Annotated in this window: 26 protein-coding genes; 4 read left to right on the forward strand and 22 right to left on the reverse strand. The window is 61.3% G+C overall.

Translation table 11 applies throughout. The features are described from left to right. Positions 1–19: 19 nt before the first annotated feature. From ASC97_RS30790 to urtA, 17 genes are all read right to left on the reverse strand, one after another. Positions 20–856 (reverse strand): MurR/RpiR family transcriptional regulator, encoded by an 837-nt coding sequence (locus ASC97_RS30790; RefSeq protein WP_082530237.1) that lies wholly within the window; start codon positions 854–856, stop codon positions 20–22. Between the two features lie 120 nt (positions 857–976). Then, entirely contained in the window at positions 977–1,588 is a 612-nt protein-coding gene (gene ureG, locus ASC97_RS30795; protein WP_057472132.1) for an urease accessory protein UreG, read from the reverse strand. Positions 1,589–1,694: 106 nt separating this feature from the next. Next, on the reverse strand, positions 1,695–2,366 hold the full coding sequence (locus ASC97_RS30800) for an urease accessory protein UreF (RefSeq protein ID WP_057472133.1): 672 nt from the start codon (positions 2,364–2,366) through the stop codon (positions 1,695–1,697). Positions 2,367–2,372: 6 nt separating this feature from the next. Beyond that, positions 2,373–2,858 carry an urease accessory protein UreE gene (gene ureE / locus ASC97_RS30805; RefSeq protein WP_057472134.1) on the reverse strand — a complete coding sequence of 162 codons (486 nt, stop codon included), beginning with the start codon at positions 2,856–2,858 and terminating at the stop codon, positions 2,373–2,375. A 79-nt stretch (positions 2,859–2,937) separates the two neighbouring features. Next, positions 2,938–3,795: a GGDEF domain-containing protein gene (locus ASC97_RS30810; protein WP_057472135.1), complete on the reverse strand. Its 858-nt coding sequence runs from the start codon at positions 3,793–3,795 to the stop codon at positions 2,938–2,940. Positions 3,796–4,137: 342 nt separating this feature from the next. Further along, the gene (gene ureC, locus ASC97_RS30815) at positions 4,138–5,847 is read right to left on the reverse strand and encodes an urease subunit alpha (RefSeq protein WP_057472136.1); all 1,710 of its coding nucleotides are present in this window, start codon (positions 5,845–5,847) and stop codon (positions 4,138–4,140) included. 3 nt (positions 5,848–5,850) lie between these two features. Then, positions 5,851–6,474 carry a hypothetical protein gene (locus tag ASC97_RS30820; RefSeq protein ID WP_057472264.1) on the reverse strand — a complete coding sequence of 208 codons (624 nt, stop codon included), beginning with the start codon at positions 6,472–6,474 and terminating at the stop codon, positions 5,851–5,853. A gap of 16 nt (positions 6,475–6,490) precedes the next feature. Then, the gene (locus ASC97_RS30825) at positions 6,491–6,901 is read right to left on the reverse strand and encodes a lysozyme inhibitor LprI family protein (RefSeq protein WP_057472137.1); all 411 of its coding nucleotides are present in this window, start codon (positions 6,899–6,901) and stop codon (positions 6,491–6,493) included. 21 nt (positions 6,902–6,922) lie between these two features. Beyond that, entirely contained in the window at positions 6,923–7,228 is a 306-nt protein-coding gene (locus ASC97_RS30830) for an urease subunit beta (protein WP_057472138.1), read from the reverse strand. A gap of 10 nt (positions 7,229–7,238) precedes the next feature. Continuing rightward, positions 7,239–7,493 (reverse strand): DUF1272 domain-containing protein, encoded by a 255-nt coding sequence (locus ASC97_RS30835; RefSeq protein ID WP_057472139.1) that lies wholly within the window; start codon positions 7,491–7,493, stop codon positions 7,239–7,241. A 7-nt stretch (positions 7,494–7,500) separates the two neighbouring features. After that, positions 7,501–7,803 carry an urease subunit gamma gene (locus tag ASC97_RS30840; RefSeq protein WP_057472140.1) on the reverse strand — a complete coding sequence of 101 codons (303 nt, stop codon included), beginning with the start codon at positions 7,801–7,803 and terminating at the stop codon, positions 7,501–7,503. A gap of 20 nt (positions 7,804–7,823) precedes the next feature. Beyond that, positions 7,824–8,645: an urease accessory protein UreD gene (locus tag ASC97_RS30845; protein ID WP_057472141.1), complete on the reverse strand. Its 822-nt coding sequence runs from the start codon at positions 8,643–8,645 to the stop codon at positions 7,824–7,826. A gap of 168 nt (positions 8,646–8,813) precedes the next feature. Next, on the reverse strand, positions 8,814–9,509 hold the full coding sequence (urtE, locus tag ASC97_RS30850) for an urea ABC transporter ATP-binding subunit UrtE (protein ID WP_057472142.1): 696 nt from the start codon (positions 9,507–9,509) through the stop codon (positions 8,814–8,816). 1 nt (position 9,510) lies between these two features. Beyond that, entirely contained in the window at positions 9,511–10,266 is a 756-nt protein-coding gene (gene urtD, locus ASC97_RS30855; RefSeq protein ID WP_057472143.1) for an urea ABC transporter ATP-binding protein UrtD, read from the reverse strand. A gap of 5 nt (positions 10,267–10,271) precedes the next feature. After that, positions 10,272–11,435, reverse strand: coding sequence for an urea ABC transporter permease subunit UrtC (gene urtC, locus ASC97_RS30860; protein ID WP_057472144.1), 1,164 nt, complete (start codon positions 11,433–11,435; stop codon positions 10,272–10,274). Further along, positions 11,432–13,048 carry an urea ABC transporter permease subunit UrtB gene (gene urtB, locus ASC97_RS30865; RefSeq protein ID WP_057472145.1) on the reverse strand — a complete coding sequence of 539 codons (1,617 nt, stop codon included), beginning with the start codon at positions 13,046–13,048 and terminating at the stop codon, positions 11,432–11,434. The genes urtC and urtB overlap by 4 nt, the downstream gene beginning before the upstream one ends. A gap of 198 nt (positions 13,049–13,246) precedes the next feature. Further along, positions 13,247–14,539: an urea ABC transporter substrate-binding protein gene (gene urtA, locus ASC97_RS30870; protein WP_057472146.1), complete on the reverse strand. Its 1,293-nt coding sequence runs from the start codon at positions 14,537–14,539 to the stop codon at positions 13,247–13,249. A gap of 217 nt (positions 14,540–14,756) precedes the next feature. On the opposite strand from urtA, the gene ASC97_RS30875 reads away from it, so the two are divergent. The 4 genes from ASC97_RS30875 (at position 14,757) to ASC97_RS30890 (ending at position 20,861) form a co-directional block, all read left to right on the forward strand. After that, positions 14,757–18,143, forward strand: coding sequence for a hybrid sensor histidine kinase/response regulator (locus tag ASC97_RS30875; RefSeq protein WP_057472147.1), 3,387 nt, complete (start codon positions 14,757–14,759; stop codon positions 18,141–18,143). Further along, positions 18,136–19,047 (forward strand): response regulator transcription factor, encoded by a 912-nt coding sequence (locus ASC97_RS30880; RefSeq protein ID WP_057472148.1) that lies wholly within the window; start codon positions 18,136–18,138, stop codon positions 19,045–19,047. The genes ASC97_RS30875 and ASC97_RS30880 overlap by 8 nt, the downstream gene beginning before the upstream one ends. Before the next feature lie 60 nt (positions 19,048–19,107). Next, positions 19,108–19,563 (forward strand): GNAT family N-acetyltransferase, encoded by a 456-nt coding sequence (locus tag ASC97_RS30885; protein WP_057472149.1) that lies wholly within the window; start codon positions 19,108–19,110, stop codon positions 19,561–19,563. A gap of 104 nt (positions 19,564–19,667) precedes the next feature. Beyond that, the gene (locus ASC97_RS30890) at positions 19,668–20,861 is read left to right on the forward strand and encodes an acyltransferase family protein (protein WP_057472150.1); all 1,194 of its coding nucleotides are present in this window, start codon (positions 19,668–19,670) and stop codon (positions 20,859–20,861) included. A gap of 21 nt (positions 20,862–20,882) precedes the next feature. Here the strand turns inward: ASC97_RS30890 and ASC97_RS30895 are convergent, their stop codons facing one another. From ASC97_RS30895 to ASC97_RS30915, 5 genes are all read right to left on the reverse strand, one after another. Further along, entirely contained in the window at positions 20,883–21,854 is a 972-nt protein-coding gene (locus ASC97_RS30895; protein ID WP_057472151.1) for a 2-hydroxyacid dehydrogenase, read from the reverse strand. 137 nt (positions 21,855–21,991) lie between these two features. Further along, positions 21,992–23,116, reverse strand: a complete 1,125-nt coding sequence (locus ASC97_RS30900) for a branched-chain amino acid ABC transporter substrate-binding protein (RefSeq protein WP_057472152.1) — start codon at positions 23,114–23,116, stop codon at positions 21,992–21,994. A 117-nt stretch (positions 23,117–23,233) separates the two neighbouring features. Then, the gene (locus ASC97_RS30905) at positions 23,234–23,587 is read right to left on the reverse strand and encodes a DUF6867 family protein (RefSeq protein ID WP_057472153.1); all 354 of its coding nucleotides are present in this window, start codon (positions 23,585–23,587) and stop codon (positions 23,234–23,236) included. A 24-nt stretch (positions 23,588–23,611) separates the two neighbouring features. Beyond that, a complete protein-coding gene (locus ASC97_RS30910) occupies positions 23,612–24,340 on the reverse strand; it encodes an ABC transporter ATP-binding protein (RefSeq protein WP_057472154.1) in 729 nt (242 codons plus the stop codon). Next, on the reverse strand, positions 24,340–25,194 hold the full coding sequence (locus tag ASC97_RS30915; RefSeq protein ID WP_443216794.1) for an ABC transporter ATP-binding protein: 855 nt from the start codon (positions 25,192–25,194) through the stop codon (positions 24,340–24,342). The genes ASC97_RS30910 and ASC97_RS30915 overlap by 1 nt, the downstream gene beginning before the upstream one ends. Positions 25,195–25,199: the final 5 nt, after the last annotated feature.

Here is a 25,199-nt window from a genome sequence, read left to right on the forward strand (position 1 = left end):
CCCATTTTATCCTCCTCCTTCAGTCGAAGTCGTTAAACAGCTCCGACAGATTCTCAAGCCTACCGATGATTTCCCGTTCATGGCGGCCTGCGATAGTAAGTACGATGCCATTCACGATCGCGAATGGGACCGTCGGCGTCTGAAATTCACTCCCCGACCGCCCCCGTGGCGCGGCGAGCATCAACTCCGCCTGCGGATCCATTGTCGGCCCGGCGAGATCCGAAATCAGGACTGTGCGAGCCCCGACGCGCATGGCATGACGAAGCAGCGGCGCGTAGCTCTGCGGCTGCTTGCGGAATGCCAGCGCGACGACCACGTCTCCAGCCTCCATGCTCCCCATTCGCTCCGCGATATCGCGCCCTCGCCCGGTCAATGTGATCGTCGTCATGCCGAAACGGTCGAGGCGACGCTGCAGGAAAGTGGCAACCGAAAGGGCATGCCCCTGGCCGAACACAAACACCCGTCGCCCACCGAAAATCATGTCGGCAGCTTTGTTGATTTCCTCCTGCGAAATCGATCGCGACAATGTTTCGAGCGCGGACATTTCTGCGTGAATAAGATCTGCAAGGAAGGCCCCGTGTTCAACCTTGGATACAGATCGGCGCATCCGGTTCGCGGCGTCCTGGCCTTCGAGTACCTCGCGCTGCAATTGCGACCGCAGGTCCGGAAACCCCTTGAAGCCGAGCTTCTGCGCGAGCCGGGTTGCTCCCGCTTCATGGACCTGCGCACGTTGTGCAAGCTGCGGACCCGATAGGAAAGCAACCTCTGCCCGATTTTCCATGAGCACGGCGATGATCTTCTGATCGGAATCGGTCAGCTTGGATGAATGGGTTTTGATGCGTTCAAGAATCGACATTCACCGTCCTTGCAATTTTCTTTGCAAGGATAGAAATCGCAGCAAGCAAACTTTCTGTCAAGGGCGCGTGCAAAAATCTTTGCCCCGACGCCATTCTTTGCAAGGATCCAATCTGGCGGATCAGAGACCGCCGTGCTCCTTGAGAAAACTCACGATCGAGCCGACGCCATCGCCGCGCTTCATGTCGGAAAACACGAACGGTCGCGCTTGGCGCATGCGCGTCGCATCACGGTCCATGACATCGAGATCAGCCCCGACATAGGGCGCAAGATCTTTCTTGTTGATGACGAGCAGATCCGACTTCGTGATGCCCGGCCCACCCTTGCGGGGGATTTCCTCGCCCTGGCAGACGGAGATCACGTAGATCGTGATATCGGCAAGATCGGGAGAAAAGGTGGCAGCCAGGTTGTCCCCGCCCGACTCGATGAAGACGACGTCGAGATCCGGGATGCGCTCGTTGAGCCCGGCAATCGCCTGCAGGTTGATCGTCGCATCCTCGCGAATGGCGGTATGCGGGCAGCCGCCGGTCTCGACCCCCACGATACGGTCCGACGGCAGCGCCTGCATGCGCATCAGCGCCTCGGCATCCTCCGTCGTATAGATGTCGTTGGTGACGACGGCGACCGAATACTCGTCGCGCATCGCCTTGCAGAGCTTCTCGGTCAGTGCCGTCTTGCCGGAGCCGACCGGCCCCCCGATCCCGACCCGCAAAGGCCCGTTTGCTGATTTCATGTTCTGAACTCCAATCGAAAACGATGATAGCGCGGCGGCCGAAATGCGGCCACCGGCAAATGACGCAGGGCAGCGACGCGACGCCAGCCCTTCCGTACGGACGTCCTCACGATCGGAACAATCGCGTCGACTGGGTCTCGTGACGAAGCGACATGATGTCTGCCTGGATGGTCGCAGAGCCCAGATCGTCCAGTGTCGACGCGGCAGCACGCGGTGCCATCGCTGCGATATGTTCCTCGAGGCCGGCAAGGATTAGCACGCCATCCTTCTGACCTGCGACACCCAGTCGGATGCCGGCCGAAACGGCTTGTGAGACGTAGGCATGAAGGAAGGCGGCGATTGCCCTTTCGGAGGCAACACCATGTGCACCCGCTACGGCGCCGATCGCGACCGGATAGGCAACGGACCGCGGCAGCCGGTCGAACACGGCGTTCGGCCAGGCGCGCGCTGCCGTGAGAAACGCATCTCCGAGCAGCATCGTTTCCTGATGCCGCTCGCGCGAACCGGCAAGCGCCTCGGCAAGTTCGGCGACCGCTACGAGCAAGGAGGCTTCGCGGTGGACGCGGTGACTTTCGGCCAGAAGAACGGCATCGTTCCAGACCGCACCGCGAGAGACCAATTCCATGGCCCAGTTCGCCAAGGATGGCGCATCGTGCACGAGACCGTCATGCACGGCGCGCTCCAGCCCGCCCGAATACGCAAACGAGCCGACGGGGAACGCCGGCGATAGCCACGCCATCAACCGCAGCAAAGCCTGAAGGTCGCCGTTGTCCGTCATGGAAACTCAGTCGTGCGAGTGGCTGTGATGACCATGATCGTGACCGTGCGCCTGGCTGCCGTGCGAATGATACGCGCCGCGTGCAGGCTGGAAAGGCTCGGAGACCTCGGCCACCGTCGCACCCAGTCCCTCCAGCATCGCGCGGATGACGTGGTCGCGCAGGATCAGGATGCGCTCGTCCTCGATCTGCGCTCCGAGATGCCGGTTGCCAAGATGCCAGGCGAGCTCGATCAGATGCACCCGATCCTTCCCCTTGATCTCGAAGAGCTTCTCGTCCGCAGCAACGATTTCGATCAGTTCCCCGTCCTCCAGCAACAACATGTCGCCACTGGCGAAAAGAACGGGCTCCTTGAGGTCGAGCATGACCATGTCGCCGTTTTCGAGATGCAGGAGCTTGCGGCGCAGGTGCCTCAGATCATGCGGCAGAACGACCTTGCCGGTGGGGTTGGAAGACGGCGTGCCGGCTGGAAGATAGGAGGTAACGTGCTGCATGACATGTCCATTTCGATTGAGACCCTGACCATGCAAAATAGGCCTTCGCTATGCAAGCGTCAAAGCATCGCAAACGCCTCTATCCTGCATTCTTCACGACCGTGGCGTAGTCGATCTCGATCGCTTGGGCGCTCTGGCTTTTTTCCGCCAGTTGCCGCCGTCGTTTGTGATGCAGGCCTTCGTCCTCATGCACCACGCGGTTGCGGCCAAGCGCCTTGGCGAGGTAAAGCGCCTTGTCGGCGGCGGAGTAGACGGCTTCCTTGGTCCGGCCTTCGGCGAACTCGGCGATGCCGGCGGAGACCGTAATATTCACCGCACATCCATCGACGACGATCGGCAGTTCGGCGAGCTGTGCGCAGACCAATCGGACTTGCGCGACGCGCTCCTCCTGAAGCGCGCCGACGACGATCGCTCCGAATTCTTCCCCGCCGAGCCGTGCCGCAACAGAACCGTCTCCAAACGACGAGGCGAGCGCGGACGATACGGCAACGATCACCGCATCTCCGCAGGCGTGCCCAAACCGGTCGTTGATGGCCTTGAACCGGTCCACGTCGAAGATCGCAAGACAGGCTCCATCGCGGACATCGTCCAGGGCCTTGGTAAATGCACGTCGGTTAAGAAGCCCGGACAACGTGTCGGTGCGGCTCAATTGCTCAAATTGGGCGCGCGAAACGCTGAGTTGGTGCATGGCGTTGCCGGCCAGCAACGCAAGCGTTCCGGAGACCGTCCAGCCGACCAACCAGGAAAGTGCGACGCCGTAGACGACAGCCTGCGCAAGCGAGACCGGCAGCATGCCCAGCAGATCCAAGAGTGGCAGAAGCACAGCGATTGCAGCCGATGAAAGCATCACCGCAAGAAAGCTCATCTTGAGGGCAAACGTGTAAATCGTACGGCGATTCTGAAAATCGCCAAGCTCTGCCTGGAGTGAAATTTTCATCCGAATCGACCTTCTTGCCCAGCGCCAAGCACATTGATTAGATATCAACCGCTGCCGAGTTCTTAAGTGAATCGCTAAGATTCGAACGAGTTCGGTGAATTGATCTTCAGCGGAAAGATGACTGAAAACGCTACGGTTCCAGAGCGGAATCAAATTCCCAGCACGAAAGCTCAAGTGACTGATTTAAAATGTATTTTCAGAATCAGTTTTTCCTGTTGTTTCATTGCGGACGCACCGCCCCAAGGTGGAACACAATTCCGTGAAATAACAACTTTAAGAGGATTTCGCTGAACGTGGTGTGCGAGGCGAGACTGGCGCATACGCGCCAGCCCCCTGCATCGCCTAAAACAGAAAATACCGCTGCGCCATCGGCAGTACCGTGGCGGGCTCGCAGGTCAGGAGTTCTCCATCGGCGCGGACCTCGTAGGTCTCGGGATCAACCTCGATATGAGGGGTGAGATTGTTGTGGATCATCGACGCCTTGGAGATGCCGCCGCGGGTGTTCTTGACGGCCAGCAGCGTCTTGGCGACGCCGAGCCTCTGCTGCAATCCCGCGTCAAGCGACGCCTGCGAGACGAAGGTAACCGAAGAATTGGTGCGCAGCTTGCCGTAGGCGGCAAACATCGGCCGGTAGTGCATCGGCTGAGGCGTCGGGATCGAAGCATTCGGGTCGCCCATCGGTGCTGCCGCAATCGAGCCGCCGAGCAGGACCATCTCGGGCTTCACGCCGAAAAACGCAGGCGACCAGAGCACGAGGTCGGCCCGCTTGCCCACCTCGATCGAGCCGATCTCATGGCTGAGGCCCTGGGCGATGGCCGGATTGATCGTGTACTTGGCGATGTAGCGGCGCACACGAAAGTTGTCGTTTTCGCCCTTTTCTTCCTTCAGCCGACCGCGCTGACGTTTCATCTTGTCCGCCGTCTGCCAGGTGCGGATCGCCACTTCGCCGACGCGGCCCATGGCCTGGCTGTCGGACGAGATGATCGAGAATGCGCCGATATCGTGCAGGATGTCCTCGGCGGCGATCGTCTCCTTGCGGATGCGGCTTTCGGCGAAGGCGATATCTTCCGGGATCGATGACGACAGGTGATGGCAGACCATGAGCATGTCGAGATGCTCGGCGATGGTGTTGACCGTATAGGGCCGGGTCGGATTGGTGGAAGACGGGATGACGTTCGACTGGCCGCAGATCTTGATGATATCCGGCGCGTGACCGCCACCGGCGCCTTCCGTGTGGAAGGCATGGATCGTGCGGCCCTTGAGCGCGCCGATCGTATCTTCGACGAAGCCGCTCTCGTTCAGCGTATCGGTATGGATCATCACCTGGATATCGTATGCGTCGGCCACCGAAAGGCAGCAGTCGATCGCAGCCGGGGTGGTGCCCCAGTCCTCGTGCAGTTTCAGCGACGAAGCGCCGGCGAGCACCATTTCTTCAAGTGCTGCGGGCAGCGAGGCATTGCCCTTGCCGGCAAGCGCGAGGTTCATCGGAAAGCCATCGAAGCTCTCGATCATCCGCTCGATGTGCCAGGCTCCGGTGCAGGTGGTGGCGAGCGTGCCATGCGCCGGACCCGTGCCGCCGCCCAGCATGCAGGTAACGCCCGACATCAGCGCTTCTTCGATCTGCTGGGGGCAGATGTAGTGGATATGCGCATCCATTCCACCCGCGGTGATAATCTTGCCCTCGCCGGCAATGGCCTCGGTCGATGGCCCGACGATGATGTTGACGCACGGCTGCGTGTCCGGGTTGCCGGCTTTCCCGATCGCAGCGATACGGCCGTCCTTGAGGCCGATATCCGCCTTCACGATACCCGTATGATCGATGATGACCACGTTGGTTATGACGGTATCCACCGCACCTGCCGCCCTCGTCGCCTGGCTCTGCCCCATGCCGTCCCGAATGACCTTGCCGCCTCCGAACTTCACCTCTTCCCCGTAGGTCGTGAAGTCCTTCTCTATCTCGATGAAGAGTTCCGTATCGGCAAGCCGGACCTTGTCGCCGACAGTTGGGCCGAACATGCCGGCATAAGCGGCGCGTGAAATCTTGTAAGGCATATGTCAGGCTCCTTGGGAGGAAGAAAGGGAGGCAACCGCCGGAAACCGCGTAATGCGGCCCGCAGCGACATAACTGTCGACGAGCTGCCTTTCGGCAGCAAAGGGATGCCACTCCCAGCCCGCATGGCCGAAGCCGGCAAGCGAGATGTGAACACCCGGAAATTTGTTCATGACGTCTGCAATCACGATCAGGCCGCTGCTCGGCACGACGTACTGAGCGGGGTCGAACGCCGCCAGCGCAGCGTCGACGCTTTCATGAATCAGTTTGTCAACAACCACATGCGCCTTGCCAGCATCGCCGCAGAAATCATTGAATTGACTCGTATAGTCGTCACAGAAATCGTCGAGCTCCGGATGGGAGGCGGCAAGCGGCGCGCGAAGGGCAGCGAATTTTTCGGGGTCGCGAACGCTCCAGATGGCCGTCGCCGCGCGCACGGCGGGATGCTCGGCCCATTCCGGGGATCCGAGCATCGCCTTGGCTGGGCGCCCTGTATTGCAGACTGCAACGACGTCCGTGCGGCCGGGGCTCGCCGCATACGATCGGCACTCGTTGAACCGGATGACGAAGTCGGCTGCAGCCACCGCGGCAGCTCCCGTCTCCCCGATGTCTCCATTGCCGATGATCATGATAGACTTCGCCACCTCAGTTGCTCATCGCATCTTCGAGCGTTTTCAGCTCTTTGGTTCGCGCATCGGTCACATCGGCGATGCATCCCGCAACCAGCATCGGCTCCATGGTGCCGCCGCGCGCCTGAAACCCCCGCGCCTCGCATTCCGCATCCCGATACGCGATCCAGGCGCGTTGCGCCGTGACCAGTGCCTTCTCGGCGCCCTTCATGTCCCCATCCAGGTCAGCGTCCAAAGCGCCCATGGCGGCACGCGTCTTCTTGTACTGGACGTTCAGTGCCTTGTCGGCCGCGTCCTGACGTGCGCTCTCGCAGAATGTCATGTCGGACTGCGTCGTCGGTTTTTTGCAATCGACCTCCTGCGCGCTCGCGCTGCCGGCAAGAAGCAGCGCACAGATCCCCGCGGCAAAGTGCATTTCAAGGCGCATCGTACCCTCCGGGTATTCTCTTTAGAGCTTGCCCATGACGAGCTGGCGGAAGCCGTAGACCTCGCGCTTGCCGGAGAGCGGAATGAGCGTCACCGAGCGCGTCTGCCCCGGCTCGAAGCGCACCGCGGTCCCGGCGGGAATATCCAGCCGCATGCCGTGTGCCTTCTCGCGGTCGAAGGAGAGACCGGCATTGGTTTCGCCAAAGTGATAGTGGCTGCCAACCTGCACCGGGCGGTCGCCCGTGTTCGACACCTCGAGCGTGATCGTCGGCGCGCCGGCGTTCAATTCGATGTCGCCGCTCGCGGCAATGATTTCGCCTGGGATCATGGTCTTCTCCTCACGCGGCCGTGCGGGGCACACAGCCCTCGGCCTTCAGGACACGTTTCGTCGATGCAGGGTATTTGACAAGCATCGCAGCCGGACGCACGGGCCGGCTCACCAGCTCGCCGCCGCAATTCGGGCAGGTGCCGCGCAGGACGCCATCGGCGCAACCCGCGCAGAACGTGCATTCGAACGTGCACATCATGGCCTCGCGGCTATCGGGTGGCAGGTCCTTGTCGCAGCACTCGCAGTTGGGTCGGAGCTCCAGCATGTCGATCTCAGCGGATGGGTTCGTGCACGGTGACGAGCTTCGTTCCGTCGGGAAACGTCGCCTCGACCTGTACGTCGTGGATCATCTCCGCAATGCCTTCCATCACCTGGTCGCGTCCGACGACGTGGGCACCGGCCTCCATCAACTCGGCGACCGGGCGGCCGTCCCGCGCACCCTCCACGACGAAATCGGAAATGAGCGCGATTGCCTCGGGATAGTTGAGCTTGACGCCACGTTCCAGCCGCCGCCGGGCGACGATAGCCGCCATGGAAATCAACAGCTTGTCTTTTTCTCTCGGTGTGAGGTTCATCGTGCATCCATCTGCTTGAACTATAGATTCCAGACTTTCGGCACAGGCGCCCCGTTGCGCAAGGCGGAAATGATCGGGATCAGGATTTTTCTGAGAGCGAAGCCATCGGAGGCCGCAAGCCGGACGACGAGCTTCCCGTCCCAGGTGCTGGCGCCGCCCATATGGCCGTCGACCAAGGGTCGCACGGTGCCGAGATAGGCCTCTGCCGACGGCCCGATGTAGAGCAGTGTCGCGAACGCAACCTTGCCGCCGAGGATCGCCTGTCCGCCGGCCAGCGCGGAGACCTTTCCCGAAAGGCAAAGGTCTTCTGCGTGGCAGAGCTTGCCTGCATTCCGGATGCGCCAGCGGTCGCGGAACAGACCGGTCTCCACCGCCTCACCCATCGCCTTGCGGCCGAGCAGGACGGCTTCGACCGCGAGGAACTCCGCACCCTCGCCAAGTTCGACATCGAGCCTGCGGAACAGCGACGAGCGGTCGAACAGAATGGTTTCCTGCGGCAGCCAGTCGACGCGCGCATGGGCGCCGACCTTGATCGACGTCGTTACCTCGGCCGTTCCGGTTGACGCCTTGTAGATCTTTTCGCAGGCCTGGGTGGTCACGTCGATGCGCGTGTCGGGGCCGGCGGCGACGCTCCAGTTCATCCGATCGCCGCCCGTCAGGCCGCCGGCAGTATTGATGATGACAGCCTCCATGGAAGCGTCGAACGTATCCGGCAGCCGGATCTTGGCAGCGCCCTCCTGGTAGAGTTCCCGGATGCGCGTGCGTCCGCCAAGCGCGGTCGCAGCCAGATGCCCTCGTCCCTCGGCCCTCTGCGGCCTCGTGGCTGCGGCAGCGTTCGTCATTCCATCCCCTCGCCGTCCCTCCGGTTTGCCCGGCTGTTCTCGTTCAATCCTGCAACCGATTGAAAGCAAGCAATTCTTATGCCGCTCGCAAGAGCAGCCACGCAACCGATCCACGCCGAAACACGCAGACCGATTTGCCTTGAAAAGCGGCAATTGCCGCCCGCGCGATCAGACGGTCAGGTGACGGCGTGCCTCGGGCGTATCCAGCGTCTCGGCCAGTCCCTCGTGCACGATCTCGCCCCGGTCCATGATGTAGACGTAGTCGGCAAGCTCCCGGCAAAAATCGAGATACTGTTCGACCAGCAGGATCGCCATGCCGGTGCTGTCGCGCAGGTAGCGGATCGCCCGGCCGATATCCTTGATGATCGACGGCTGGATGCCCTCCGTCGGCTCGTCGAGGACGAGGATTTTCGGCCGCGTGACCATGGCCCGGCCGATCGCCAGTTGCTGTTGCTGCCCGCCCGAGAGGTCGCCGCCGCGGCGTCCCAGCATGGTTTGCAGCACTGGGAAGAGGCTGAAGATATCGTCGGGAATATTTTTGTCGCGCCGCCCGAGCGGTGCAAATCCCGTCTCCAGGTTTTCCTTGACGGTCAGCAATGGAAAGATCTCCCGGCCCTGGGGCACGTAGCCGATCCCCTGCTTGGCCCTTGCATAGGGCGGCAGGCCGTTGAGCTTCGTATCGTTGAATGCGACGGTCCCGCCGGACAACGGGTGCTGGCCGGTAACGGCGCGCAGAAGAGAACTCTTCCCCACGCCGTTACGCCCCAGCACGCATGTGATCTTGCCCATCTCGGCCGTGATCGAGATGCCGCGAAGCGCCTGGGCGGCGCCGTAGTGCAGGTTTACGTTTTCGACTGTCAGCATCTCAGCGCCCCAAATAGTTTTCGATCACCCTCGGATCGGAGCTCACGAAATCGATAGACCCTTCGGCAAGCACGGACCCTTCCGCAAGGCAGGTCACCTTGACGCCGAGGTCGCGGATGAAGCCCATGTCGTGCTCGACCACGACGACGGAACGCGTCTTGGCGATCTCCTTGAGCAGGATAGCCGTCTCCGAGGTCTCCGCATCCGTCATGCCGGCAACAGGCTCGTCGACGAGAAGCAGCTTCGGCTCCTGGGCAAGCAGCATTCCGATCTCCAGCCACTGCTTCTGGCCGTGTGACAAATTGGCCGCGAGGTCGTCGCGACGCTGCGTGAGTCTGACAGTTTCGAGGATCTCAACGATGCGCTCGCGGTCCGCCGCCGACAACCGGTAGAAAAGCGTCGGAAAAACGCCCCGCTTGCGGTTCAGCGCCAGCTCCAGATTATCCCATACCGTGTGGCTTTCGAAGACCGTCGGCTTCTGGAATTTGCGGCCGATGCCGAGCTGCGCGATGTCGGCCTCGTCAAGCTTTGTCAGATCGGTCTGACCGTTGAAGAACACCTCGCCGGCATCCGGCCGGGTCTTGCCGGTGATGATATCCATCATCGTCGTTTTGCCGGCGCCGTTGGGGCCGATGATGGCGCGCAGTTCGCCCGGCTCGATGACGATCGAGAGCGAATTCAGCGCCTTGAAGCCGTCGAAGGAGACCGAGACGTTGTTGAGGTAGAGCACGCTGTTGGGTTTGACGTCGGGGATCATGGCGCTCACTCCGCAGCCTGGATTTTTGCGTCGATGCCGTCTTCCTGCTTGGCAGGCGAGGCATCGCTGGAGACCGGCTTGCGTTTGCCCATGTACTGGCCGAGCGTGCCGACGATCCCCTTTGGCAGGAATATGGTCACGGCGACGAAGAGGCCGCCAAGCGCAAAGAGCCAGAATTCAGGGAAGAGGCCGGTGAAGATAGACTTGCCGCCATTGACGAGGATGGCACCGATGATCGGCCCGATCAGCGTCGAACGCCCGCCGACGGCGGTCCAGATGACGACTTCGATGGAGTTGGCCGGAGCGAACTCGCCCGGATTGATGATACCGACCTGCGGCACATAGAGAGCGCCGGCAATCCCCGCCATCATCGCCGAGACGACGAAGGTGAAGAGCTTGAAATGCTCGACGCGGTAGCCGAGGAAGCGCGTGCGGCTTTCCGCATCGCGAACGCCGACCAGCACCTTGCCGAACTTCGAGCGCACGATCGCGGAGGCCAGGAGCAGCGAGAGCGCCAGGAAAAGCGCTGTCGCGGAAAACAGGGCGGCGCGCGTACCATCCGCCTGAATGTTGTAGCCGACGATATCCTTGAAATCGGTAAGACCGTTGTTGCCGCCGAATCCCATGTCGTTGCGGAAGAAGGCGAGCAACAGCGCGTAGGTCATCGCCTGCGTGATGATCGAGAGATAGACGCCGTTGACGCGCGAGCGGAACGCGAACCACCCGAACACGAAGGCAAGCAGGCCGGGCACGACAAGCACCATCGCTGCCGCAAACCAGAAGTGGTTGAAGCCGTACCAGAACCAGGGCAGCGCCTTGTAGTTCAGGAACACCATGAAGTCGGGCAGGATCGGATCGCCGTAGCTTCCGCGCGCGCCGATCTGGCGCATCAGATACATCCCCATCGCATAACCGCCGAGCGCGAAGAAGGCGCCGTGGCCGAGCGAGAGGATGCCGCAGAAGCCCCAGACAAGATCGAGCGCCAGCGCCAGCAGCGCGTAGGTCAGGTACTTGCCGAACAGCGACATGATGTAGGTGGGGACGTGCAGCGGGTTGCTCGGGGCCGTCATCAGGTTGAGAACGGGCACCAGCACGGCGATCGCCAGGAGGAGGATGAGTGCAACGACGATCTTGCGATCGAGAGACCGGAGAAGGAAGGCCGTAATCATGCTTCCACCGCCCTTCCTTTGAGTGCGAAGAGCCCGCGCGGCCGCTTCTGGATGAAGAGAATGATGAGAACGAGCACCAGGATCTTGCCAAGCACGGCGCCGGCGAAGGGTTCGAGGAACTTGTTGACGACGCCGAGCGAAAGAGCGCCGACCAGCGTGCCCCAGAGATTGCCGACCCCGCCGAACACCACGACCATGAAGCTGTCGATGATGTAGCTCTGGCCGAGGTTGGGCGAGACGTTGTCGATCTGGGAGAGCGCCACGCCCGCCATCCCGGCAATGCCGGAACCGAGCGCGAAGGTGAAGGCATCGACCCAGCCGGTGCGAATACCCATCGAGGAGGCCATGCGGCGGTTCTGCGTCACGGCGCGCATCTGCAGCCCGAAGGCGGAGCGCTTGAGCAGCATGAGGAGCGTCACGAAGACAGCCATCGAGAAAACGATGATCCACAGACGGTTCCAGGTGATCGACAGACCGCCAAGCTCAAAGGCACCTGACATCCAGCTCGGATTGCGGACCTCGCGGTTTGTCGGCCCGAAGATGGAGCGGACGGCCTGCTGAAGGATCAGCGACACGCCCCAGGTTGCCAGCAGCGTCTCAAGTGGACGACCGTAGAGATAACGGATAACGGAGCGCTCGATCACCAGGCCGACCAGGCCGGTAAACAGGAAGGCGGCGGGAACGGCGAAAGCCAGCGAATAGGTAGCAAGCCCTGGGAAGGTCGAGGTGATGTACTCCTGCACGACATAAGTGGTGTAGGCGCCGATCATCACCATCTCGCCATGCGCCATGTTGATCACGCCCATGACCCCGAAAGTGATGGCGAGGCCGATGGCCGCGAGCAGCAGCACCGAGCCGAGCGAAAGGCCATACCAGACGTTCTGCACCACGTCCCACAGCGCAAGGCTGCGGTTGATCGAATTGATATGCGTCTGGATCTCGCCCTTGAGGTCGTCCGGCGCGGTATCCATGGCCGTCGTCAGGATGGTCAGCGCGTTGCGCCCTCCGCGGGCTGCGATCGTGTCGATGGCTGACTTCTTGTCCTCGGCGCTGACGTCGCTCTTCAGCATCATCACGGCGCGGGCTGCTTCCATTGTGTTCTTGACGTCGGCGTCCTTCTCACCTGCGAGGGCGGAATTCAGCAAATCGAGATTGGCCGGATCGGCATCCCTGAGGAGGCCCTGGGCAGCGGCAAGCCGCGCGCCGCGGTCCGGGCTCAGCAGCGTCAGCTGGCTCATCGCGGAGCTGATGACGCCGCGCAGCGAATTGTTGATCTTGACCTTGGACATGAGGTCGGGATCCACGTCGCTGGCGGCTTCGCCGCTGATCGGATCGGAATAGGTGGGCTCGTCATCAGTACCGCCCTGCAGGAGAACCGGGCCTCCGTCCGGATTGACGTAGAGCTGGCCGTCGCTGAGCAGCTGCAGGATGTGGCTGACCTTGGGATTCTTGGATGCGACAAGCGCCTTGATGGCCGCCTCGCGCTCGGGGAAATCGCCCACGCCAAGAGCATCGATAAGGGGGTGAATGTCTTCCTGTGCTTTAAGGACTGTCGCAAAGGCCGGCATTGCCAGGCAGAGCGTCAGAAGCAAAATCTTGATGGCGCGATACATCGGCTTTCTTGCCTCGGTTATCGTTGGCCTTCCGGCGCAATCGGGAAAAATATGCCTTCAAGTCGGCTTCGATTCCGCAACGTGGGACCGTGCGCCGTCCGAAGCATCAAGGCTGCACTTCGGAGAGATGGAACTTCCGCCCGGACAGGAGGGCCGGACGGAAGCTGATTCAGGCTATCTAAGTGACGGGGTTCGCACTCAGGAGCCCTTGCCGCCGCACTTGCCCGTGGCAACATTGAAGTTGCCGCAGTTCATGGGCTTGCGCCAATCGGAGATCAGATCCTTGGAGTCCGGGAGGTAGTCCGACCATTCGTCGCCGACGACAGCAGGCGTCTGCTGAACGATTTCGAACTGGCCGTCGCCCTGGATTTCACCGATGAGAACCGGCTTGGTGATGTGGTGGTTCGGCATGACCGTCGCATAGCCGCCCGACAGGTTCGGAACGGTGGTGCCGACAATCGTGTCGAGAACCTTGTCCGTGTCCGTCGTACCGGCAGCCTGGACAGCCTTAACCCAGGCGTTGAAGCCGATATAGGCTGCTTCCATGGGGTCGTTGGTCACCCGCTTGTCGTTCTTGGTGTAGGCGTGCCATTCCTTGATGAACTTCTTGTTGGCCGGGCTTTCAACCGACTCGAAGTAGTTCCAGGCGGCGAGGTGGCCGACGAGCGGCTTGGTGTCGAGACCGGCGAGTTCTTCTTCGCCGACGGAGAAGGCGACCACAGGAATGTCGGTTGCCTTGACGCCCTGGTTGCCGAGTTCCTTGTAGAACGGAACGTTGGCGTCACCGTTGATGGTGGAGACGACGGCGGTCTTCTTGCCGGCCGCGCCGAATTCCTTGATCTTGGAAACTTCCGTCTGCCAATCGGAGAAGCCGAAGGGCGTGTAGTTGATGATGATGTCTTCCTTGGGAATACCCTTGGCGATCAGGTAGGCTTCCAGGATCTTGTTGGTGGTGCGCGGATAGACGTAGTCGGTACCCTCGAGCACGAAGCGCTTAACGCCTTCCTTCTCCATCAGGTAGTCGACGGCCGGGATGGCCTGCTGGTTCGGAGCGGCACCGGTGTAGAAGATGTTGCGCGAAGATTCTTCGCCTTCGTACTGAACCGGGTAGAACAGGATCGAGTTCAGCTCTTCGAAAACAGGCAGGACCGACTTGCGCGAGGACGACGTCCAGCAACCGAATACGGCAGCGACCTTGTCCTTTTCGATCAGCTCGCGTGCCTTTTCGGCAAACAGCGGCCAGTCGGATGCCGGGTCGACGACGACGGCCTCGAGCTTCTTGCCGAGAAGGCCGCCCTTCTTGTTCTGCTCGTCGATGAGCATCAGCATGGCGTCTTTCAGCGTCGTTTCGGAAATCGCCATCGTGCCGGACAGCGAATGAAGAACGCCGACCTTGATGGTGTCGTCAGCCGCAACGGCTCCATGGAATGCGGCCGAAGCCGACATGACGGCACCGAGAACGGCGCCTGAAACGTATGATCTCAGATTCATCTGGTTGATCCCCTCTTCTTGTTCGGCAACAGACCGAAAACGGAAGTTAACTGTTGCTTAGGGGACTATCCGGTGCTGCACTGCGAAAGCGTATACGTAATATGACGTAGGAGACGGGGCGAAATGTGCAGTTTTGCGTTGCAGCGCACTCTTAAGAACCGTGCCGATCCATGTTACGAACGTGTCACAAGGGGAACATAGGGGCCAATACACACGCATGGCAGCGCGGCAACGCATCATCCCGGTGAGACGGGAATACAATCGCTGGGTCGCCAACCAGACGCTGGAGGACTACGCGCTCCGTTTCACCGCCAAAAGCGCGCGGCAGTTTTCCTCACAACGCATCTCGCAAACGGCGATCGGCGCCATTTCCTTCCTCGCGCTTGAAGCCATCGGCGGCGCGATCACGCTCTCCTACGGCACGACCAACGCCTTCTTTGCCATCGTCGTCGCCAGCATCGCCATGCTCGCGATCGGCCTGCCGATCAGCCGCTATGCCATCCGCCACGGCGTCGATATCGACCTTCTGACGCGCGGCGCCAGCTTCGGCTACATCGGCTCGACGATTACGTCGCTGATCTATGCCAGCTTCACCTTCATGCTGTTTGCAATCGAAGCGTCGATCATGTCCGGCGCGCTGGAGCTGACGCTCGGCATTCCGCTGTGGATCGGCTATATCATCAGCGCGGTCATGGTCATTCCGCTGGTCACGCACGGCGTTCGGCTGATCAGCCGCTTCCAGCTCCTCACCCAGCCCTTCTGGATCGTCCTCAACGTCCTGCCCTTCATCTTCATCGCCTTTTCGGACTGGGAGAAATTCGACCTCTGGCGCGCCTTCGCCGGCATCCGGCACGCCTCCGGTCCGCCGGGCACGATCGCACCCTTCGACCTCGTCGAGTTCGGCGCCGCCTCCGCCGTCATCCTGGCGCTGATGTCGCAGATCGGTGAACAGGCCGACTTCCTGCGCTTCCTTCCGCCGGAGAAACCGACCAAGTGGCGTCACCGCCTTGCCGTCTTCCTCGCCGGCCCCGGTTGGGTGATCATCGGTGCGCCGAAGCTGCTCGCCGGCTCCTTCCTCGTCGTCCTCACCTTCGCCTCGGGCGTCCCCGTCGACCGCGCGGCCGACCCGGCGCAGATGTACCTGACCGCCTTCGGCTACATGATCCCTTCGCACAATGCCGCCCTGCTGCTGATGGCGGCCTTCGTGGTCATCTCGCAGCTGAAGATCAATGTCATGAACGCCTATGCGGGCTCGCTCGCCTGGTCGAACTTCTTCTCGCGCCTCACCCACAGCCACCCCGGCCGCGTCATCTGGCTGGTCTTCAACGTGGCGATTGCCCTCCTCCTCATGGAACTCGGCATCTACAGGCTGCTCGAAGAAACGCTCGGTATCTTCTCGATCGTCGCCATGGCGTGGCTCTGCACGATCTCGGCCGACCTCTTCATCAACAAGCCGCTCGGCCTTGCTCCTCCAGGCATCGAGTTCAAGCGCGCCCATCTCTACGACATCAACCCCGTCGGCCTCGGTGCGATGACGCTGTCGGCGACGATCGCGCTGATCGCCCATTTCGGCGCCTTCGGCACGGTCGCCGCATCGCTCGCCCCCTATATCACGCTGGTGGTTGCCCTGACCGCCTCGCCGCTGATCGCCTGGGGCACCAAGGGCAGGTTCTATCTGGCCCGCAAGCCGCGCCACAGCTGGAAGAACCTGACGAACATAACCTGTTCTGTCTGCGAGCATCCCTTCGAGCCGGAGGACATGGCATGGTGCCCGGCTTACGCCGCCCCCATTTGTTCGTTGTGTTGTTCGCTCGACAGCCGTTGCCACGACATGTGCAAGCCGAAGGCGCGCTTCAATGCCCAGGTCGGCACGGTGGCAAAGGCGGTGCTGCCGGAATCAGTTATCGAGAAGCTGACCACGCGCCTCGGTCGCTACGGCATCGCCGTGGTGCTCGCGCTGACCGCCGTCGGCGCCATCCTCGCCATGATTGCGCATCAGGTATCCTCCGCTTCCCCCGCGACCGCCGAAGTCGTCAACGGTACGATCCTGATCGTTTTCTTCGTCTTCGCCGTCATCGCCGGCGTGGTGTGCTGGTTCTACGTTCTGGCGCACGACAGCCGCGTCGTGGCCGAGGAAGAATCGTCGCGCCAGAACACGCTTCTGCTGAAGGAAATCGCCGCCCACAAGAAGACCGATGCGGCACTTCAGAACGCAAAGGAAACCGCCGAAGCAGCCAACCGCGCCAAGAGCCGCTACGTCGTCGGCCTCAGCCACGAACTGCGCACGCCATTGAACGCTGTGCTGGGATACGCGCAGATCCTCGAACGCGACGAGACGATCCCCACTCCGCGTCAATCCTCGATCAAGGTCATTCGCCGCAGCGCCGAACATCTCTCCGGCCTGATCGATGGCCTGCTGGATATCTCCAAGATCGAAGCCGGCCGACTGCAGGTCTATTCGAACGAGATCAACATCCAGGATTTTCTCGACCAGGTGGTCGACATGTTCCGGCCACAGGCCCAGGCCAAGGGTCTTGCCTTCAACCATGTACGGGCACCTGCCCTGCCGCAGTTCGTGCGCACCGACGAGAAGCGTCTACGTCAGATCCTCGTCAACCTGCTCTCCAATGCCATCAAGTTCACCGACGAAGGCAGCGTCAGTTTCGAGGTCGGCTATCGCAGCCAGGTTGCCACTTTCACGGTATCGGACACCGGTCGCGGCATCGCCGAGAAAGACTTGAGCCGCATCTACGAACCGTTTCAGCGCGGAGAGGCGGAGAACATACGGCCGATGCCAGGTCTCGGCCTCGGCCTCACCATCACCCAGCTGCTGACCAACACGCTTGGTGGCGAGATCTCCGCGACGAGCGAGAGAGACAAGGGCTCCACGTTCCGCGTCAGGCTGATGCTGTCCGCCGTCCTGCGCGAAATGGCGCCACCGCCCCAGGAAAAGAAGATCGCCAGCTACGACGGTCCTCGGCGAACGATCGTCATCGTCGACGACAACGAGGATCACCGCGAGATGATGCGGGAAATCCTCGCCCCCCTCGACTTCGTCGTGCTGACCGCGGCCGGTGGCACCGACTGCCTGACCTTGATCGAAGGCATCCAGCCCGACCTCTTCCTGGTCGACATATCCATGCCCGGCATGAACGGCTGGCAGCTCGTCTCTCGCCTGCGCGAGGCTGGGCAGGCGTCGCCCATTGTGATGCTGTCGGCAAACATCGGCGATGCCGCTGCCCACAGCGGCAGCGACGACAGCCACAACGACGCGATTGGCAAGCCCGTCGATATCAGGCAGCTGCGCGACAAGCTCGCCTTGCATCTCGGCCTTAAATGGATCTACGCCGAGGCCATGCCCGCGCCGCCCGTCAAGGCGACGCAGCGCCTGCAAAGCCCGGGAGTCGCCCACGTGCAGGAACTGCTGCGGCTGGCCGAGATCGGCTACATCAGGGGCATCGAGGCAAAGCTCGCGGACCTTGCCAAGGTAGAGGCAAATCAGCCATTTACCGAAGAACTTCGCTCCTATGTCGCCGCATTCGATCTCAACGGCTTCATGAACGTCCTGCACCGCTTTGACGAAAAGGTAGAGTCCCTTGGCTGAGCTTCCGCGCGATATCGTTCTGCTGGTGGATGACTCGCCGGATGCACTGGGATTTCTGACCGATGCGTTGGAGCAATCCGGATTCTCCGTACTGATCGCCACCTCCGGCTCGGCCGCGCTCAACATCGTCGAACGCATCACCCCCGACCTGATCCTGCTCGACGCCGTCATGCCGTCGATGGACGGTTTCGAGACCTGCCGCAGGTTGAAGGCAAACGCTGCCATCAGCCAGATACCCGTCATCTTCATGACCGGGCTGACGGAGACAGAGCACGTCGTTCACGCGCTTGAATCCGGCGGGGTCGACTACCTCACGAAACCGATCAACATCGACGAGCTGCGCGCGCGCATCGGCGTCCACCTGAGAAACGCCCGTTCGGCCCAGAGCGCGCGCGTCGCGCTCGATGCCGCCGGTCGCCACCTGCTCGCGGTCAAGGGCGACGGCAACATCCATTGGTCGACGCCGCAGGCTACCCGCCTGGTCAACGCGGCCATGGGCAGCGACGACGGCATGGATACGGTCATCGGTACGATCGCGGGCTGGATGAAGAACCGCACTGCATCCGTGCGGGAAAGCCCCATCTCTGTCGCGCACGGCGGCCAGGATGTGCTCAACCTCGCCTTCCTTGGAACGATCGGGCCGGACGAATACCTCTTCCGCCTGACGGCAAATAACCAGCGCGCCAACGACGAGGTGCTGCGGCAGCGTTTTTCCCTGACCCAACGGGAGTCCGAGGTGCTTCTCTGGATCGCAAAAGGCAAGGCCAACCGTGATATCGGCGAGATTCTGGGCCTCTCGGCCCGCACGGTCAACAAGCACCTCGAGCAGATCTATGTAAAGCTCGGCGTCGAAAACCGCGCGTCGGCGGCGGTAAAGGCAGCGCATGTCCTGCACGAGATGTGATGTCCCGGCCCGTCGGGCGTCGGGTCGCTCAAGCAGAACGATTGACGGAGCGGGTCTCCATTGATCCGCAAGGCGACAGAAAGCGACATCGCGCGCATAGTCGAAATTCGTAGCCGCGTCCGCGAAAACCGGCTCTCGGATCCATCCAGGGTCACGCTCGACGACATCCGCTGGTTCATCGCCAACCCCGGAATATTCGTGTGGGAGCAGGATGGTGATGTTTGCGGATTCGCCGCAGCCGATCCGCGCGACGGCTTCATCTGGGCTCTTTTCGTCGACGACGGTTACACCGGACGCGGTATCGGGCGCAGGCTGCTCGGGCGCGCCTGTTCCACATTAGAGGATGCGGGCTTTGTCCACATGCGGCTGACGACCGATCCTGGAACAAGAGCCGAACGACTGTACCGCAAAGCCGGTTGGCAACTGATCGGCCACAGGGACAGTGAGCTGTTGTTTGAACTGACGATCGAGCAGCCTGCGTCGCATTCAGGACAGCGCCCATCAGACCCTGCTTGAAGTCTCGGACTTTACCGACCTTAGGTAGCCATTCTTAACGCCTCTCCCGTACAAAGGGGACGGCCTGACTAGGGCCTCGGGAGAAACGGACTTTACGGCGGGCGATGAAGGACAGGCTTTACTATGTGGATCGTCTGAGGATCTTCGCCTTCGCGATCCTCCTTGTCTACCACTCGTCGGCCGCGTTTCTGCCCGATATGAAGTGGTTGATCCAGAGCGAAAGGACCAGCGAAACGCTTTCGCTCATCGTTGATTTTCCGCGTGCCTGGAGGCTGGCGCTGCTGTTCTTCGTCTCCGGCATGGGCGTATCGTTTTCGTTCGGCTCCGGTGACGGCATCTCCTTCCTGCGCAAGCGGACGGTTCGCTTGCTCGTTCCGCTGCTGTTCGCGATGGCGGTCATTGTGGTACCGCAGGTTTGGTATGAACGGATGTACGAGAACGGCTATGAAGGATCGCTGATCGATTTCTGGCTCACCCGCTACTTCACCGAGGGCCGCTATCCCAAGGGCAATTTCACCTGGGCGCATATGTGGTTTGTCGCCTATCTGTTTGTCATGTCGGTGGGCTGCTATCCGCTGTTTCGCTATCTGGCGCAGCCCGGAAACAAGCTGGCGATGTGGTTCGAACGCATGTCCAGAACCAACCTCATCTATTTGTTTTTCCTGCTGCCGCTTGTGCTCAACCTGGCACTGTCGCCGCTCTTTCCGCGGTTGACCACTGCACTCTACAACGACGGAGCCTGGTTTGCGGCATGGGCAAGCTGGTTCGGTCTGGGTTTCCTGATCGCCCGCCATCATCGCAGTTTGATAGAGGGCATCATCGCCCGGCGTTACCTCAGCGCAGCAATCGCACTCGCTACGACGGTACTTCTATATCGCTACGCCTGGACGCTTCCGCGCGAGCAATCGATCGGCAGCTACGCCGACGATACGCCGCTTTTCAAGACCGGGATTTTCCTTCTGGCCTGGACGATGATTCTGACGCTTGTGGGCTTTGCCGCAGGCCATTTCAATCAGCCCAGCGGCCGGCTCGCTGCGCTCAATCGCCTGATTTTTCCGCTGTACATCGTCCACCAGACCGTGACGCTCGCGGCGCTCTACTACGTCCTGCCGCTCGAACTGTCCGCTATCGCCAGCTTTTTGATGGTGACAGCCGCGACCGTACTGCTTTCAATTCTGTTCGCCGTCGCGGTGGACTTGCTACCCGGACCATGGCGCCTTCTGTTCGGATTAGCCGACAGCGGCGAGCGGCGACGCGCACCCGCGAGATCGTCAGGTACGATACGCAATCGCGCCTAGCCCTCTCGCGAACGAGGGATCTCAAGCCACGCGATCCGGCGGCTCTCTGCCCTCGAAGAACGCAGCGACGTTGTCCACCACCTTCATGCCCATGGCGGTCCGGGTTTCCTCGGTTGCGCTGCCGAGATGCGGCAGGAGCACCACATTCTCCATGGCCCTCAACTTCTCCGGCACGTGCGGTTCTGCTTCATAGACGTCGAGGCCGGCGCCGCGAATGACACCCTGGTCCAGGGCCGAGATCAACGCCGCCTCATCGACGACGTCGCCGCGCGCGGTATTGATCAGGAAAGCACCTGATTTCATCGTGGCGAATCGCGCCGCGTTCATCAGGTGTCTGTTGTCAGCTCCGCCCGGGCAATGCAGCGATACGAAGTCGGATGCTGCGAGCACATCTTCGACAGCAGGCAGCTGACGGGCGCCATAGCGCGCTGCTTCCGCGGGATCGATTGGCGACCGGTTGTAGAAGACGACATCCATGCCGAAGCCGAAATGGCAGCGCCGGGCGAACGCCTTGCCGATACGGCCGAAGCCGATGATGCCGACCGTCTTGCCGGTGACCTTCGTCCCGATCATATGCATCGGGCACCACCCCTGCCATTGGCCGGCGCGCACCTGCCGCTCGCCCTCCCCACCGCGGCGCGCGACTGAAAGGAGCAGCAGCATGGCGATATCGGCCGTGCAATCGGTCAGCACGCCCGGCGTGTTGGTGACGGCGATGCCCCGCGCCTTCGCCGCTGCGACATCGATGTGATTGTAGCCGACGCCGAAATTGCCAAGAATCATCGCACGGATCGGATCGCCATCGAAGACGGAAGCGGGCAGCTTGTCGGACACGGTCGGCAGAACCGCATCGTAATCCCGCAATGCAGCCGCGATCGCATCGACCGCCATCGGACGATCCTCGTCGTTGAATTGGACATCGAAGCGCTGGGAAAGTGCGGACTCGACCGCGGCGGGCCAGCGCCGGGTCAGGAGAAGCGTCGGGCGGGACATGGCAATTCCGTATCTGTTGGGTGAGCCGGGACGATGCTGCAACTGCAGCTGGCTGGCAAGGGACGTCAAAAGCGATCCCCCGAAAAAAGAAGCCCGGCACAAGTGCCGGGCTTCGATACTGGTCAGAGGCTAGGCTCTTACTTGGCTTCCTGCGGGAAGTAGCTGAACTTGCCGTCCGGGCCCTTCTTCCACTCGTACATGATGTAGCCAGGGATCTTCGGATCGCCCTTTTCGTCGAACGAGATTTCGCCGAGAACGGTCTTGAACGGACCCTTTGCCTTCATCGCGGCAGCGACGGCTTCAGCGTCGGTCGAAGCAGCTGCCTTGGCAGCTTCAGCGATCGTCTGCATCGCAGCGTAGGAATACAGCGTGTAGGCTTCCGGGTTGAAGCCGGCAGCCTTGAACTTGGCAACGAGGTCCTTGTTGTCAGGATTCAGTGTCGGATCGGGGCCGAACGTGTTCAGGGTGCCCTGGACAGCGTCGCCGGCGATCGATGCCAGTTCGTTCGAAACGATACCGTCACCCGAAACGAGCGTAGCCTTCAGGCCCTGGTCGGCAGCCTGGCGGATGATCAGACCGGCTTCGGTGTGCAGACCGCCCCAGTAGATGATCGATACGCCGGCTTCCTTCATCTTTGCGATGAGTGCCGAGAAGTCCTTGTCGCCGGTGTTGATACCTTCGTACATGACTTCGGTGATACCAGCGGCATTCATGGCCTTTTTGGTTTCATCGGCGAGGCCCTGACCGTAAGGGGTCTTGTCGTGAACGACAGCGATCTTGGCATCCTTGAAGTGGTCGGCCAGATACTTGCCGGCGATCGCACCCTGCTGGTCGTCACGACCGCAGGTACGGAACGTGTTCCACAGACCGCGCTCGGTGAACTTGGGGTTCGTAGCAGCCGGGGTGATTTCGAGGATACCGTTTTCGGCGTAGACTTCCGAAGCCGGGATCGAAACGCCCGAGTTGAAGTGGCCGATTACGAACTTGACGCCGTCAGCTGCGAACTTGTTGGCAACCGAGATACCCTGCTTCGGGTCGGAGACGTCGTCGCCGAGCACGATCTTGATCTGCTCGCCGTTGATGCCGCCGGCGGCGTTGATGTCAGCAGCTGCCTGCTCGGCACCCTTCTGGAGCTGAGCACCGAATGCCGCGTTAGGGCCTGTCAGTGGACCGGCAACAGCAACGAGAATGTCGGCCCAAGCGTTGCCGCTGAAGGCGACCATCGCCGTCAGAGCCACTGCCGACAGAAGAGACTTCTTCATTATGTTACTCCCAATTTTTTAGCGGGTTCCGTTCCACGACCCAGCGCAATACCCACTTTACTGCACCGGGAAACTTGTTCCAACTAGGGCCAATCTGTCCCTAGATTCAACCGGCTGTCAATGTTTTGCCTTCCAGGAGAAGGGGGACGTCTTTTCGTACAGCCAGTAGTAGTTATTGACCATCTGGTTGGTCCGGCGATAGCGAAAGCCGGCCGTCGAGAAGATCAATAGAAGAACCACGTCGATGACGTAGTAAAACGCGCTGAGGAAGGGCCCGTCGAAGAGCGCGTGGTGCAGGAACTGCATCGCGACCCCCAGCAGAAGAGTATAGGCGATCACCAGCGGATAGTTGTTCCATCCTTCGGCCGCGGCCCGCCCGGCGCGCCATGCCGTCCAGAATCCAATGAGGACGACGACGAAACGGATGACGCTGCGAACGCCGGTATCGCCTTCAAAGAAAAGTCCCTGCATATCAAAGTCTCCCCTTCGTCATGCTCAATGCCGTCCGCCTTCGAGATAGGCGGCGCGCACTTCCGGATTTGACAGCAACTCCCGCCCGGAACCGCTCATCGTAACCTTGCCGTTGACCATGACATAGGCGCGGTCGGACAGCTTCAGCGCCGCAAAGGCGTTCTGTTCGACGAGGAATACAGTGAGCCCGTCTTCCTTGTTGAGCGTCTTGATCGCCTCGAAGATGCTCTTGACGATCAACGGTGCCAGGCCGAGCGACGGCTCGTCGAGAAGCAGAAGCTTCGGACGTGCCATCAACGCGCGCCCGATCGACAGCATCTGCTGCTCGCCGCCCGAAAGCGTACCGCCGCGCTGCGACTGGCGCTCCTTGAGGCGCGGGAACATCGTGAAGATCTTCTCGACGTCCTCATTGAAATATTTGAGGTTATCGAGACCCGCCCCCATCTGGAGGTTCTCCGTGACGGTCATGCGCGGAAAGATCCGGCGGCCCTCGGGAGACTGCGCAATGCGCAACCTGGCGATCTCGTGCGTCGGCATCCGCGTGATGTCGCGGCCTTCGAAGATGATCGAACCGTTGCGCGCCTGGGGGCTCCCGCAGATCGTCATCATCAGCGTCGACTTGCCGGCGCCGTTGGCACCGATCAGGCTGACGATCTCGCCCTGGTTGACCTCAACGTCGATCCCCGCCAATGCGCGGATGTTGCCGTAGTAGGTTTCAACGCCCTGAACTTTCAGAAGTGGTTGACCGGTCATCAGTTTGAGCCTCCTTCGAGGTTCTCGACGGCCGCAATCACTTGCTCCACTTCCTCGTCTTCGACACCGAGATAGGCCGCGATGACCCTCGGATCATTCTTCACTTGATCGGGCGTGCCGTCCGAAATCTTCTGGCCATATTCGAGCACGACCACATGGTCCGAAATTTCCATGACGACGGACATATCGTGTTCGATCAGCAGGATGGACGTACCGGTGTCGGTCCGGATGTCACGCAGCAACGCGTTCAGCACCGCCGATTCACGCGGGTTGAGACCCGCTGCGGGCTCATCGAGGCAGAGCAGTTCCGGCTCCGTGCACATCGCGCGGGCGATCTCCAGGCGGCGCTGGGCGCCGTAAGGCAGATCGCCGGCCGGATCGTCGGCACGATCGATCAGGTTCGCCTTCTCCAGCCAATGGCGCGCAAGCTCGATCGAGGCCTTCGATTCGGCGCGGTACCGCCCGATGCCGAGCAGGCCGAGGATCGTATAGCCGGACGCCTTCATCAGCTTGTTGTGCTGTGCGACAAGCAGATTTTCGAGAACGGTCAGACCGGAAAACAACCGGATATTCTGGAACGTGCGGGCGACCTTGGCTTCCTTGGTGATCCGAAAATCCGGCAGCCGCTCGAGCAGGAATTCCTTGCCGCTCTTCTGCTGCATCGTGATCATCCCCATCGTCGGCTTGTAGAAGCCTGTGATGCAGTTGAACACGGTTGTCTTGCCGGCGCCGTTCGGTCCGATCAGCGCGGTGATGTCGCCGCGCTTGGCCTCGAACGAAAAGTCGTTGATGGCCATCAGGCCGCCGAACTTCATCGACAGGTGCTCGACCTTGAGCAGGGTATCGCTGGTCATGATGG

The sequence above is a fragment of the Rhizobium sp. Root1203 genome, from assembly GCF_001424945.1.
In the GTDB taxonomy this organism is placed as follows: domain Bacteria; phylum Pseudomonadota; class Alphaproteobacteria; order Rhizobiales; family Rhizobiaceae; genus Rhizobium.

Bases quoted from the DNA above. Each gene is read 5' to 3' on its own strand.
- ASC97_RS30830 (WP_057472138.1), bottom strand. From the start codon at position 7,228: ATGATCCCAGGCGAAATCATTGCCGCGAGCGGCGACATCGAATTGAAC.
- ASC97_RS30875 (WP_057472147.1), top strand. From the start codon at position 14,757: ATGGCAGCGCGGCAACGCATCATCCCGGTGAGACGGGAATACAATCGC.
- urtC (WP_057472144.1), bottom strand. From the start codon at position 11,435: ATGATTACGGCCTTCCTTCTCCGGTCTCTCGATCGCAAGATCGTCGTT.
- urtE (WP_057472142.1), bottom strand. From the start codon at position 9,509: ATGCTGACAGTCGAAAACGTAAACCTGCACTACGGCGCCGCCCAGGCG.
- ureE (WP_057472134.1), bottom strand. From the start codon at position 2,858: ATGCAGCACGTTACCTCCTATCTTCCAGCCGGCACGCCGTCTTCCAAC.
- ASC97_RS30905 (WP_057472153.1), bottom strand. From the start codon at position 23,587: ATGCAGGGACTTTTCTTTGAAGGCGATACCGGCGTTCGCAGCGTCATC.
- ASC97_RS30810 (WP_057472135.1), bottom strand. From the start codon at position 3,795: ATGAAAATTTCACTCCAGGCAGAGCTTGGCGATTTTCAGAATCGCCGT.
- ureG (WP_057472132.1), bottom strand. From the start codon at position 1,588: ATGAAATCAGCAAACGGGCCTTTGCGGGTCGGGATCGGGGGGCCGGTC.
- ASC97_RS30820 (WP_057472264.1), bottom strand. From the start codon at position 6,474: ATGATCATCGGCAATGGAGACATCGGGGAGACGGGAGCTGCCGCGGTG.
- ureC (WP_057472136.1), bottom strand. From the start codon at position 5,847: ATGCCTTACAAGATTTCACGCGCCGCTTATGCCGGCATGTTCGGCCCA.
- ASC97_RS30895 (WP_057472151.1), bottom strand. From the start codon at position 21,854: ATGTCCCGCCCGACGCTTCTCCTGACCCGGCGCTGGCCCGCCGCGGTC.
- ASC97_RS30840 (WP_057472140.1), bottom strand. From the start codon at position 7,803: ATGAACCTCACACCGAGAGAAAAAGACAAGCTGTTGATTTCCATGGCG.
- ASC97_RS30845 (WP_057472141.1), bottom strand. From the start codon at position 8,645: ATGACGAACGCTGCCGCAGCCACGAGGCCGCAGAGGGCCGAGGGACGA.
- ASC97_RS30835 (WP_057472139.1), bottom strand. From the start codon at position 7,493: ATGCTGGAGCTCCGACCCAACTGCGAGTGCTGCGACAAGGACCTGCCA.
- ASC97_RS30915 (WP_443216794.1), bottom strand. From the start codon at position 25,194: ATGACCAGCGATACCCTGCTCAAGGTCGAGCACCTGTCGATGAAGTTC.
- ASC97_RS30890 (WP_057472150.1), top strand. From the start codon at position 19,668: ATGAAGGACAGGCTTTACTATGTGGATCGTCTGAGGATCTTCGCCTTC.
- ASC97_RS30825 (WP_057472137.1), bottom strand. From the start codon at position 6,901: ATGCGCCTTGAAATGCACTTTGCCGCGGGGATCTGTGCGCTGCTTCTT.
- urtB (WP_057472145.1), bottom strand. From the start codon at position 13,048: ATGTATCGCGCCATCAAGATTTTGCTTCTGACGCTCTGCCTGGCAATG.
- ASC97_RS30910 (WP_057472154.1), bottom strand. From the start codon at position 24,340: ATGACCGGTCAACCACTTCTGAAAGTTCAGGGCGTTGAAACCTACTAC.
- ASC97_RS30790 (WP_082530237.1), bottom strand. From the start codon at position 856: ATGTCGATTCTTGAACGCATCAAAACCCATTCATCCAAGCTGACCGAT.
- urtA (WP_057472146.1), bottom strand. From the start codon at position 14,539: ATGAATCTGAGATCATACGTTTCAGGCGCCGTTCTCGGTGCCGTCATG.
- urtD (WP_057472143.1), bottom strand. From the start codon at position 10,266: ATGATCCCCGACGTCAAACCCAACAGCGTGCTCTACCTCAACAACGTC.
- ASC97_RS30800 (WP_057472133.1), bottom strand. From the start codon at position 2,366: ATGACGGACAACGGCGACCTTCAGGCTTTGCTGCGGTTGATGGCGTGG.
- ASC97_RS30900 (WP_057472152.1), bottom strand. From the start codon at position 23,116: ATGAAGAAGTCTCTTCTGTCGGCAGTGGCTCTGACGGCGATGGTCGCC.